This window comes from Burkholderia sp. Ac-20379 (genome assembly GCF_017104645.1).
Taxonomy (GTDB): Bacteria; Pseudomonadota; Gammaproteobacteria; order Burkholderiales; family Burkholderiaceae; genus Burkholderia.
The window spans coordinates 1-11,690 of sequence record NZ_JAAGPF010000230.1; the positions used below are offsets into that span (position 1 = coordinate 1).

Sequence of the window (11,690 nt, forward strand, 5' to 3'; positions counted from 1 at the left end):
TACGGCGCGGCTTGCGGGCGCCGCTCCGGGCGCGATGCCTGCGGCGCGTCGCCGGCCGGCGCATCGGTACGCTTCGGTGCGGAGCTTTTGGGTACATTCGACATGGGGGCGCATTATAATCCCGCCCATGAATTCCCAAACCGACCTCCCCGCCGCCCCGGCGTCGTCGCCCGTCGACGCGACCGCGATCAGCCACGCCCAGTTCGTCGACTGGATGCGCTCCGTCGCGCCCTATATCCATAAGTTCCGCAACAGCACCTTCGTCGTCGGTTTCGGCGGCGAAGTGGTGCAACAGGGTTTGCTGAACGCCATGGTGGCCGACATCGCGCTGCTGCAGGCGATGGGCATCCAGATCGTGCTGGTGCACGGCTCGCGCCCGCAACTCGAGGAACAGTTGAGCCTGCACGGCGTGGAATCCGAGTTCTCGCACGGCCTGCGCATCACCGACGCGCGTGCGCTCGAATCCTCGAAGGAAGCGGCCGGCGAAGTCCGCCTCGATATCGAGGCCGCGGTCAGCCAGGGTTTGCCGAACTCGCCGATGGCGCACGCGCACATCAGCGTGGTGTCGGGCAACTTCGTCACGGCGCGGCCGGTCGGGGTGGTGGACGGCGTCGATTTCCAGCATACGGGCGTGGTCCGCAAGATCGACGCCGAGTCGATCCGCCACTCGCTGGCGAGCCGCAAGCTGGTGCTGCTCTCGCCGCTCGGCTTCTCGCCCACCGGCGAGGCGTTCAATTTGTCGATGGAAGACGTCGCCTCGGCCGCCGCGATCGCGCTGCGCGCCGACAAGCTGATCTTCCTGACCGAGGAGCTCGGCGTGATGGACGCCGACAACGAGCTGATCCGCGAAATGTCGCTCGACGCGGCCGCCGATCTGCTCGATTCGGGCAACGTGCAGGGCGACGAGGCGTTCTACCTGAAGCATGCGATCCGCGGCTGCCGCGGCGGCGTGGCGCGGGCGCACCTGGTGCCCCACTCGCTCGACGGCAGCGTGCTGCTCGAACTGTTCCTGCACGACGGCGTGGGCACCATGATCTCGTACGAGAACCTGGAAAGCCTGCGCGAGGCCACGCCGGACGACGTCGGCGGCATCCTGACGCTGATCGAGCCGCTCGAAACCGACGGCACGCTGGTGCGCCGCGGCCGCCACCAGATCGAGCGCGACATCGATCACTTCTCGGTGATCGAGCACGATGGCGTGCTGTTCGGCTGCGCCGCGCTCTATCCGTATACCCAGGAAAAGATCGGCGAAATGGCCTGCCTGACCGTCGCGCCCGAAGCGCAAGGCTCGGGCGACGGCGAGCGCCTGCTCAAGCGCATCGAGCAACGGGCGCGCGCGCGCGGCCTGACGCGGATCTTCGTGCTCACGACGCGCACCGAGCATTGGTTCCTGAAGCGCGGCTTCGTGAAGGTCAGCGTGGAAGACCTGCCCGAAGACCGCCGCAAACTTTATAACTGGCAGCGCAAGTCGCTCGTGCTGATGAAGCAGCTCTGAGCGGCGCAACGCGCGCCAATTCCCCCGTCGATTACAGGAGAAGTTCACGATGACCCGTATGGTTCAATGCGCCAAGCTCGGCACGGAAGCCGAAGGCCTCGATTTTCCGCCGCTGCCGGGCGAACTCGGCAAGCGCATCTATGACAGCATCTCGAAGGAAGCCTGGCAGGGCTGGCTCAAGCAGCAGACGATGCTGATCAACGAGAACCGCCTGAACATGGCCGACCCGCGCGCGCGCCAGTACCTGATCAAGCAGACCGAGAAGTATTTCTTCGGCGAAGGCGCCGATCAGGCAACCGGTTTCGTGCCGCCGACGCAAGGCTGATAGCGCGGGCCGACAACGCTTTGCGGCGCACATTCGTCTCGCTGCGCACCCGCTGCGACAAAGATGTGAAATAACGCTGGAAAAAAGCGAACGATCCCGATAGAATCACGCCTCGGTTCGAGCCACGGCACGAATCGCATCCCGCCGGATGGAATGAGACGAAAAAAGGCTTGACGAAGTAACTAAGCCTAGTCATAATTCAAGGCTCTTTGGGCGGTTAGCTCAGCGGTAGAGCACTGCCTTCACACGGCAGGGGTCACTGGTTCGATCCCAGTACCGCCCACCAAAGAATTCAGGCGGCAACGCCTAGCAAAAACGGCTTGAATCTCGCGATTCAGGCCGTTTTTCTTTGCGCGCCCGTTTCGGGCGCCAATCGCCTATTTCCCCACGTAGTGCAGCATCGTCAGCGCCTCGCGCGCCTTGGCCGGCTCGCGTTCGAGCGTTGGCGTCAGCGGCCCCGCGATCAGCGCGAACGGCACCTGCAGGCGCACGTACCTGGTATCGCCCTGCGGCAGATCCACCGTCAACGGCTTGTCGGGCGCGCTCGACGTGGTGATCACGTACTGTCCGGCCGGCGCATCGACAAAGAAGAAGCCGCCGCTCGGCAATTCGCCGATCAACTGATCGTTGATCTTCACCTGGTCGCCGCTCACGCCGCCCAGCCGCGCGGCCGGACGGAAGAGCACGATACGCCCCCGCCCCGCCGCCGCGGGCGGCACCGACGCCCACATGTCGCGATACACCGGCTTCTGCGGCCCCGACGATGCGCATCCCGCCATCGCCAGCGTTGCCGCCAGCACCGTCACCGCACCGCTCGTCCGCCAGCTCCACTTCATCGCGATTCCTCCGATCGTGTCCGTTGTCCGCCGTGCTTCGCGTCAGCTCGATGCAAGCAGCATAGACGATCCGTCTCGGCCTTGCGACAGCCGTCGCCGCGATACGACGCATCCTTAACAATACGAAACAATCACACGGCGTCCTGTCACGATCGCGCGACGTTTCGGCGGCGAACGGCTGCCGCAGCGGCAGATCGCTCACGCCATGCCGATCTGCTTCGCGGTCGAGGCGATCGCGTGCGCCGCCTTGTCGACGATCTCGTCGACTTCCTGCCGGCTCACCACGAGCGGCGGCGAGAGCAGCATGCGGTCGCCGGTCGCGCGCATGATCAGGTTGCCGTTGAAGCAGTAGTCGCGGCAGATCGTGCCGACCTCGCCGCCGTTCGCGAAGCGCTTGCGCGCGGCGGGATCCTGCGCGAGCTGGATGCCGGCCACCAGCCCCGCGCCGGCGATCTCGCCGACGATCGGGCTGCCCGCCAGCGCGTCGCGCAAGCGCTGCTGGAAATACGGCCCGATCTCGCGCTTCACGCGATCGACCACGCCGCCGTCGCGCAGCACCTTGAGGTTCGCCACCGCCACCGCCGCCGCAACCGGGTGCCCCGAATACGTCATGCCGTGGTTGAACTCGCCGTGCTCGATCAGCGCATCGGCGATCCGATCCGACAGCGCCACCGCGCCCATCGGCACGTAGCCGCTCGTCAGCCCTTTGGCCAGCGTCATCAGGTCAGGCTCGAAGCCGAAATACCGATGCGCGAACCACTCACCGGTGCGGCCGAAGCCGCCGATCACCTCGTCGGCCACCAGCAGCACGTCGTATTTGCGGCAGATCCGCTCGATCTCGGGCCAATAGGTCGACGCCGGGAAGATCACGCCGCCCGCGCCCTGGAACGGCTCGCCGATGAACGCGGCCACGTTGTCCGCGCCGAGTTCGAGGATCTTCGCTTCGAGCTGCTGCGCACGCTCGAGCGCGAACGCCTCGGGCGTTTGCCCGCCGGCCGCCTCGCCGAAAAAATACGGCTGATCGATATGGACGATGTGCTCGACCTTCGACGGCATCTGCTCGTGCATGTAATCCATGCCGCCGAGCGTGCCGCCCGCGATCGTCGAGCCGTGATAGCCGTTGCGCCGCGAGATCACGAACTTCTTGCCGGGCTGCCGCTGCGTGAGCCAGTACTGATGCACGATGCGCAGCACCGTGTCGTTGCCCTCCGAGCCGCTGTTGCAATAGAAGAAACGATTGAACCCGGGCGGCGCGATCTCGGCCAGCAGCGCCGACAGCTCGATCACGGGCGGATGGGTGGTCTTGAAGAACGTGTTGTAGAACGGCAGCTCGCGCAACTGGCGCGCGCCGGCCTCGATCAGTTCCTCGCGGCCGTAGCCGACGTTCACGCACCACAGGCCGGCCATGCCGTCGACGATGCGGTTGCCGTCGGAATCCTGCAGATGCACGCCGTGCGCGCCGACGATCACGCGGCTGCCGGCGGCGTTCAGCGCACCCATGTCGGAAAACGGATGCAGGTGATGGGCGGCGTCGAGCGCGCGGTATTCGGCCGTGGAGCGTGCCGCGGCCCTGGCCGGAGCCGCGGCTTGCACGGTTTGAACATAGGCGGATTCGCCGATGCGTTGGGTCATGATGGGTCCTCCGTGTGGCGGCGCCGAGGCGCCGCGATGGCGTTAGACATGCAGCAGCAGATGGCGGCGTTCCCACGAACTGATCACGCGGAAATACGCCTCGTATTCGGTTTCCTTCAGCGTCAGGTAGGCCTTCACGAACTTCTCGCCGAGGATCTCGGCGAGCGGCGTGGAGGCGGCCATCAGCGTCAGCCCTTCCTCCAGGTTGCGCGGCAGTTGATACGGCAGGTTGTAGCCGTCGGCCGCGAGCGGCGCGGTGGGCTGCAACTGCTGCGTCATGCCGAGATAGCCGGCCGCGAGCGTGCCGGCCAGCGCGAGATACGGGTTGCAGTCCACACCCGGAATGCGGTTCTCGATGCGCCGCGCGGCCGGCCCCGCATGCGGAATGCGAAAGCCCACGGTGCGGTTGTCGTAGCCCCACTGCACGTTGATCGGCGCGGCCATGAAGCGCGACAGCCGCCGGTACGAGTTGATGTACGGCGCGAAGATCGGCATCAGCGCCGGCGTGTACTTCTGCAACCCGGCCAGGTAGCTGCGGAACATGTCGGTCGATTCGCCTTGCGCGTCGACGAACAGGTTGCGCCCGCTGTCGACGTCGACGAGGCTCTGGTGAATATGCATCGCCGAGCCCGGCTCGTTCTCCATCGGCTTGGCCATGAACGTGGCGTACATGTTGTGGCGCAGCGCGGCCTCGCGCACCGTGCGCTTGAACAGGAACACCTGATCGGCCAGCGACAGCGCGTCGCCGTGCTGGAAGTTGATCTCCATCTGCGCGGCGCCCACTTCGTGGATCAGCGTGTCGATGTCGAGCCCCTGCAGATCGCAGTATTCGTAGATGTCCTCGAACAGCGGATCGAACTCGTTGACGGCCTCGATCGAATACGACTGACGGCCCGTTTCGGCGCGCCCCGTGCGGCCGATCGGCGGACGCAGCGGCAGATCCGGATCCTTGTTCATCTCGAGCAGATAGAACTCCAGCTCGGGCGCCACCACCGGCCGCCAGCCCTTCGCGCGATAGAGATCGAGCACGCGGCGCAGCACGTAGCGCGGCGAGATCGCCACGGGTGTGCCGTCGAAATGCACGCAATCGTGGATCACCTGCGCGGTCGGATCGACGGCCCACGGGATCAGGCAGATCGTGGATGGGTCAGGCACGCACACCATGTCGGGATCGGTCACGCCGGTCAGCGAGCCGTCCTCGGGATAATCGCCCGTCACCGTCTGCACCATCACGGCCTGCGGCAGCCGCATCGATTCGCCGGTTTCGAACTTGTTGCGCGGAATGATCTTGCCGCGCGCGATGCCGGCCATATCGGGAATGATCGCCTCGACTTCGGTGATCCGGTGCTGCTTCATGAAATCATCAAGGTCTTGCATGGGAGCCTCGTTGAATAGGCATCGGCGCGCTCACGCACGCGTCGATGCACTGGCGGCCTGAGCGGCCGCGGTGCGCCTTCGGGCGCGACATGCCTCGCCGAAGGCCGCAAAAATCGCCCGCGAGAGCGGATGCTTCGCGTACTGCCATTCCGGGTGCCATTGCACGCCGAGCACGAAGCCCGGCGCGTCGCGCACGCCGATCGCCTCGATCAGCCCGTCGGGCGCCAGCGCTTCGGCCAGCAGGCCGTCGCCGAGCCGGTCGATGCCTTGCGCATGCAACGAATTGACCTGCGCCTCGGCCGCCCCGCCGGCGATGCGCGCCAGCAGGCCGCCCGGCACGATGCGGACCGCGTGCGCGGGGCCGTATTGCACGTCGAGCGGCGCGGCGTTGTCTTCGCGGTGATCGAACCGGCCCGGCACCTCGTGCACGCACGCGTGCAGCGTGCCGCCGAACGCCACGTTCAACTCCTGCAAGCCGCGGCACAGCGCGAGCACCGGCACGCCGGCGTCGATCGCCGCGCGGATCAGCGGCAAGGTGGTGGCGTCGCGCGCGGCGTCGTGCAGCGTGCCCGGCGCGCTGGCCGGCCCGGCGTAGCGCTGCGGTTCGACGTTCGAATAGCTGCCGGTCAGCAACAGGCCATCGATCGCATCGAGCAGATCGGCGGCGGATTGCCGGCTGCCGAGCGCGGGCAGCACGACTGCGAGCGCGCCGGCGCCGTCGACGACGGCATCGATATATTTCTCTCCGGCCGAATGCGACGGATGCGGGCCGGCCATCGCGCGATCGGCGCTGACGGCCACCAGCGGCTTGCCGGATCGGGATGCACTCATGAAGCCTCCGGTTCAGGAGACGCGAACGGATACGCCGCCGCGCCAACGGCGCGCGGGCGTATGCATTTCACAGGCGGAAGTGCGAACGCCTCGAACAGCACACACCGCGCGCGACGGCGATGTGCAACGGCACGAGACGGTGCAGCGGCTGGCCCCGACACGAAGCCCGCGATGCCGCGGCATCGCGATGCGAACGCGGCGGCGCTGCGCTGCGTCGCGAAGGCAGGCACGACCTGCGAAGCAGGCGGCGCGCCGCCGCGGGACGCGGCGCAACGCGGCGGCAAGCCACCGGATGCAGAGGCGCTAGGGCAACAATGAAGCGGCGTGATACGGCCGCAGCGCGCTATGCGCGCGGGCCGCGCCGACGTTGAAGCGGCGCATGCAGCGTCGCGACAGGACGCCGAAGATAGGCAGGTTTGGGCTAGCGCGGTACTCGCCGTAGCCCGGCGCGGGGGACGACGCCGCGTGCGGCGGCGCCGCCACGCAACGTCGATCCCGTCTGACCAGGGGGCCAAGGACTCTCACGATCACACTCGACTGACTGTTTGACGGAGTGAACGCGCCGAGCCCCGCGGGAGAAGAATTCGCACGAGCGCTCGACACGCCGGCTGGCCGTCGGCGACGATCGTGGCGCTGCGCGCATCGGCTACCGCGCGCAGACCGGCTGAAACGGGCATGACCCGGGCCGGTGCGATCGACATGACGGCTTGCTGTCGATCAGCTTAACGGATTCCGGCAAGCCGTCAAACCGGTTTCAAAATTCGCGGGGCGCGAACGGCGCTTGGCGCCCGCACATCGGACAACGGCCGCGACAGGTGGCGGCGCGCCCGAAAAGTGCACCGAGCCGGAATCGGCGCAATCCGCCTGCGACGAAAAACGGGCGGCATGGCACCGCCCGCCGCGCTCAACGATAGGCGAGCGCCGTCTTCACGAGCGTTTCGAGCAACGGCACGACGGCCTCGGCCTTGCGCTCGTCGTAGATGTAAGGGCGCGTCTCGTCCATGTAGGTGATCTGCGACAGTTCGAGCTGCACGGCATCGACGTTTGCCGCGGGCGCACCGTACTGACGCGTGATGTAGCCGCCCTTGAAGCGGCCGTTCGCCACCGCCGTGAACGCGCCGTGCCGCGCGACGGCCTCGGCCAGCGCCTCGCCGAGCCCCGGCGCGGCGCTCGCGCCGTTGGCCGTGCCGAAGTTGAAATCGGGCAAGCGGCCCTCGAAGAAGCGCGGCACGTGCGAGCGGATCGAGTGCGCCTCCCACAGCAACGCACGCCCGTGCGCGGCCACCAGCCGCGCCAGTTCGTCCTTCAGCGCCGCGTGATACGGCAGCCAGTAACGATCGCGCCGCCGCATGATCTCGGCCTCGTCGGGCTGGCCGCCGGCCGGATACAGCGCGTCCTTGTCGAACGTATCGACCGGCACGAGGCCCGTGGTGTCCTGCCCCGGATAGAGGTTCGCGTTGTCGGGCGGGCGGTTCAGATCGACCACGTAGCGCGCGTGCGACGGCGCGAGCACCGAGCCGCCGAGCGCACGCACGAAGCCGTAGAGCCGTTCGAGATGCCAGTCGCAATCGTCGACGTGCCGCGCGACCGGCGTCATGGTGCGCGCGATGTCGTCGGGCAGATGCGTGCCCGCGTGCGGGATCGAGACGAGCAGCGGAATGCTGCCCTGATGGAGCGTGAAAACGGCGGGTTGGGCCACGGCGTTCATCGGTTCGGAATCCTTGTCGAATGGGGCGGCGGGTTTCAGCGCAGCAGTTCCGCAAGCGCGCGGCGATAGCCGGCATAGGCTTGCGCTTCGTCGCGATGGCGACGCGCTTCGACCACGCGCTCGCCGCTGGTATAGACATCGAGCACCGGCGTGTCGCCATGCTCGGCAAACACCGCGCCGGAGAGCCAGCTTTCGCTGCCGCGCTCCATCAGCGACGGATGATCGGGGTCGAGCACGATCCAGTCGGCGCGCTTGCCGGCCGCCAGCGCGCCGATCGCGCGGCCGGCCGCCAGCGCGCCGCCTTCCAGCGTGGCGGCGAACAGCCGGTCGGCCACCTGCGGCTGCGCCGCGCCGGCCAGCACGTTGCGCTCGCGGCGCACGAGTCGCTGGCCGTATTCGAGCAGGCGCAGCTCGGCGCGCCAATCCACGCTCGCGTGGCTGTCCGAGCCGATGCCGATCGCACCGCCCTGCGCAAGATAATCGACGGCCGGAAACACGCCGTCGCCAAGATTCGCTTCCGTGGTCAGGCACAGGCCCGCCACCGCGCCGCTCGCGGCCAGCGCGGCCGTCTCGGCTTCGTCGATATGCGTCGCATGCACGAGGCACCAGCGGCGATCCACGGCAAAGCGATCGAGCAGCCATTGCACCGGGCGCATGCCGGTGGTGCGCACGCAGTCGTCCACCTCGGCCGTTTGCTCGGCGATATGGATATGCACCGGCGCATCGGCCGGCAGCCCCGCCAGCAGTGCGCGCAGGCCCGCTTCCGACACGGCGCGCAGCGAATGCGGCGCGATGCCGTAGCGCAGGCCGCCGTGTTCGGGCACGCCCGCGCGCAACGCATCGAGCAGGCCGAGCAGTTGATCGGTGTCGTTGATGAAGCGGCGTTGATCGTCGCGCGGCGGCTTCTCGCCGAAGCCGCTGTAGCGGTAAGCCACCGGCAGCATCGTGATGCCGATGCCGGCTTCGCGCGCCGCGTCCACCACGCGCCGCGCCAGTTCTTCCTGGCGCGGATAGCGCGCGCCGTCCGGCATGTGGTGAACGTAATGGAACTCGCACACCGACGTGTAGCCGCACTTCAGCATCTCGACATAGAGCCAGCGCGCGATCGCGCCGAGCGCATCGGGCGTGAGCTTCAGCGCGAAGCGGTACATCAGGTCGCGCCAGCTCCAGAAGCTGTCGGACGGATTCGCGCGATATTCGGTCAACCCGGCCATCGCGCGCTGAAACGCATGCGAATGCAGGTTCGGCATGCCCGGCGCGAGCGGCCCGCGCGCGCGCGCGACACCGCGCGGGCACTCGGCGCCCGCCCGCACCTCGGTCAGCATGCCGTGCTCGTCCCAGCTCAGCAGCACGTCGCGTTGCCAGCCGTCGGGCAGGAACGCGTGTTCGGCAAACAGCATCGCCTGATTCATCGTGTGAAATGTCCTTCGTTGATGGCGGGCGCCAGCGGCGCGCGCCGGAACACGGTGGCGCCGCGCTTGACCACGCGCGCGCACAGCGGCCGGCCGAACCAGTACGCCAGTTCGGCCAGCGTCGCGACCGGCCACACCGCGAAATCGGCCGCGCGGCCCGCCGCGAGCAGGCCGTGCCGGCCGCTCTGGCCGAGCGCCGCCGCCGCATGGCGCGTCACGCCGAGCAGCACTTCGGGCACCGTCATGCGGAACAGCGTGCAGCCCATGTTCATGGTCAGCAGCAGCGAGGACAGCGGCGAGGTGCCGGGGTTGTGATCGGTGGCGATCGCGATCGGCACGCCGTGCCGGCGCAACAAATCTAGCGGCGGCAACTGCGTTTCGCGAATGAAGTAGTACGCGCCGGGCAGCAGCACGGCCACGGTGCCCGCGGCCTTCATGGCCTCGATGCCGGCTTCGTCGAGATATTCGAGGTGATCGGCCGACAGCGCGCGGTAACGCGCGGCCAGCGCCGTGCCGCCCGCGTTCGACAACTGCTCGGCGTGGATCTTGACCGGCAGCCCGTGCCGCACCGCGGCGTCGAACACGCGCTCGCTCTGCGCCAGCGAAAACCCGATCCGTTCGCAGAACACGTCGACCGCATCGACCAGCCCCTCGGCCGCCAGCGCGGGCAGCATGGTGCCGCAGACGAGATCGATGTAGTCGTCGGCGCGGCCCGAATATTCGGGCGGCAGCGCATGCGCGCCGAGAAACGTGGTGTGAACGTCCACCGGAAACTGCTCGCCGAGCCGGCGCGCGACGCGCAGCATCTTGCGCTCGGTGTCGAGATCGAGGCCGTAGCCCGACTTGATCTCTATCGCCGTCACGCCTTCGGCCAGCAGCGGCGCGAGGCGCGCGGCGGCCTGCGAGAACAGTGCGGCTTCATCGGCCTCGCGCGTCGCGCGCACGGTCGAGACGATGCCGCCGCCGCGCCGCGCCACTTCCTCGTAGCTCGCACCGGCCAGCCGCAGCGCGAATTCGTCGGCGCGCTGGCCGCCGTAGACGAGATGCGTGTGGCAATCGACGAGGCCCGGCGTCACCCACGCGCCGGCCAGGCTTTCGCGCGGCCAGCCCGCATGCGCGGCCGGCAGCTCGGCGCGCGGGCCGAGCCAGGCGATCGTGCCGTCGTGATCGACGGCGATCGCCGCATCGGAAATCGTGTCGTCGGGGTCGCCCGACGCACAAAGGTTGAGGTCCTGCCAGACGGTTGCGGTCATGGTGTCATGCGGCCGGATCGGCCGCCTTCGGGAACAGTTCGATACAGAGCAGCGCGCCGTCGCCTTGCATCGTGCACTGCACGGATGCGCCCACGGCGATGGCATCGGGTTCGAGGTCGATGCGGACGGTGTCGAGCGCGCCCAGTTGCCGCCAGGCGCCGCCGTCGACCGCCACGGCCGGCGTGCCGCGCGCGCAGAACAGCAGCACGCATGGTGCGCGCGATTCGAGCACCGCGCCGTCGGCCATCACCGATACACGGCCGGTGACGGCGCTGCGCCGCGTCATCAGGTTGAAATCGCGCGTGGGGCCATCGGTCAGCTCGGCGGACAGCGCAAGCTCGCCGTCGAACGCATAGCGGTCGAGCGGTTCGGACAGCAGCGTGCGCCCGCCGCCCTCGGCGGCCAGCGTCATGCCGGCGCCGGACAGCAGCACCAGCGTGCGATCGATGCCGGGAAAGCGCGAGAACGGGCCGGGCTGCGCGACGTCGGCGACGCTGACGCGCCACGCGAACGCATCGAGCGACGCGCCCGGCGGCTCGGCCGCGATCTCGCGCGTCACGCCGCCGCCGTTCTTCCACGGCGACGCGACGAGCGCGTCAGCCCGGATCAGCGAAACACGGGGCTCGATTCGCATCGCGGCCTCGCTCACCGGCCCAGCATCGGCAGCTTCAAGCCGGCCTCGCGCGCCGTTTCTTGCGCGAGTTCGTAGCCGGCATCGGCATGACGCATCACGCCCGTGGCCGGATCGTTGAACAGCACGCGGCCGAGGCGCTCGTGCGCCTCACGCGTGCCGTCGGCCACGATCACCACGCCCGAGTGCT

Annotated in this window: 10 protein-coding genes, 1 tRNA gene and 1 pseudogene; 3 read left to right on the forward strand and 9 right to left on the reverse strand. The window is 68.3% G+C overall.

Going from position 1 to position 11,690, the window contains the following annotated elements:
* Positions 1-127 precede the first annotated feature (127 nt).
* From argA to G3N92_RS23800, 3 genes are all read left to right on the forward strand, one after another.
* Positions 128-1,495 (forward strand): amino-acid N-acetyltransferase, encoded by a 1,368-nt coding sequence (gene argA / locus G3N92_RS23790; RefSeq protein ID WP_206130035.1) that lies wholly within the window; start codon positions 128-130, stop codon positions 1,493-1,495.
* A gap of 49 nt (positions 1,496-1,544) precedes the next feature.
* Positions 1,545-1,820 carry an oxidative damage protection protein gene (locus G3N92_RS23795; protein WP_206130036.1) on the forward strand — a complete coding sequence of 92 codons (276 nt, stop codon included), beginning with the start codon at positions 1,545-1,547 and terminating at the stop codon, positions 1,818-1,820.
* Positions 1,821-2,031: 211 nt separating this feature from the next.
* Positions 2,032-2,106, forward strand: a tRNA-Val gene (locus G3N92_RS23800).
* A gap of 91 nt (positions 2,107-2,197) precedes the next feature.
* On the opposite strand, the gene G3N92_RS23805 is transcribed toward G3N92_RS23800, so the two are convergent.
* The 9 genes and pseudogenes from G3N92_RS23805 to G3N92_RS23845 form a co-directional block, all read right to left on the reverse strand.
* Complete coding sequence (locus G3N92_RS23805) at positions 2,198-2,656, reverse strand: DUF2846 domain-containing protein (RefSeq protein WP_206130037.1); 459 nt, start codon at positions 2,654-2,656, stop codon at positions 2,198-2,200.
* 198 nt (positions 2,657-2,854) lie between these two features.
* Positions 2,855-4,288, reverse strand: a complete 1,434-nt coding sequence (locus tag G3N92_RS23810; RefSeq protein WP_206130038.1) for an aspartate aminotransferase family protein — start codon at positions 4,286-4,288, stop codon at positions 2,855-2,857.
* Positions 4,289-4,330: 42 nt separating this feature from the next.
* Entirely contained in the window at positions 4,331-5,665 is a 1,335-nt protein-coding gene (locus G3N92_RS23815) for a glutamine synthetase family protein (RefSeq protein WP_206130039.1), read from the reverse strand.
* A gap of 30 nt (positions 5,666-5,695) precedes the next feature.
* Positions 5,696-6,496, reverse strand: coding sequence for a gamma-glutamyl-gamma-aminobutyrate hydrolase family protein (locus tag G3N92_RS23820; protein WP_206130040.1), 801 nt, complete (start codon positions 6,494-6,496; stop codon positions 5,696-5,698).
* A gap of 904 nt (positions 6,497-7,400) precedes the next feature.
* The gene (gene hutG / locus G3N92_RS23825) at positions 7,401-8,204 is read right to left on the reverse strand and encodes an N-formylglutamate deformylase (RefSeq protein ID WP_206130041.1); all 804 of its coding nucleotides are present in this window, start codon (positions 8,202-8,204) and stop codon (positions 7,401-7,403) included.
* Between the two features lie 35 nt (positions 8,205-8,239).
* Positions 8,240-9,616, reverse strand: a complete 1,377-nt coding sequence (locus G3N92_RS23830) for a formimidoylglutamate deiminase (protein ID WP_206130042.1) — start codon at positions 9,614-9,616, stop codon at positions 8,240-8,242.
* Positions 9,613-10,869, reverse strand: a complete 1,257-nt coding sequence (gene hutI / locus G3N92_RS23835; protein ID WP_206130043.1) for an imidazolonepropionase — start codon at positions 10,867-10,869, stop codon at positions 9,613-9,615. The genes G3N92_RS23830 and hutI overlap by 4 nt, the downstream gene beginning before the upstream one ends.
* 4 nt (positions 10,870-10,873) lie before the next feature.
* The gene (locus tag G3N92_RS23840) at positions 10,874-11,503 is read right to left on the reverse strand and encodes a HutD family protein (RefSeq protein ID WP_206130044.1); all 630 of its coding nucleotides are present in this window, start codon (positions 11,501-11,503) and stop codon (positions 10,874-10,876) included.
* 11 nt (positions 11,504-11,514) lie between these two features.
* Positions 11,515-11,690: pseudogene (locus G3N92_RS23845) on the reverse strand (urocanate hydratase); the annotation flags it as partial.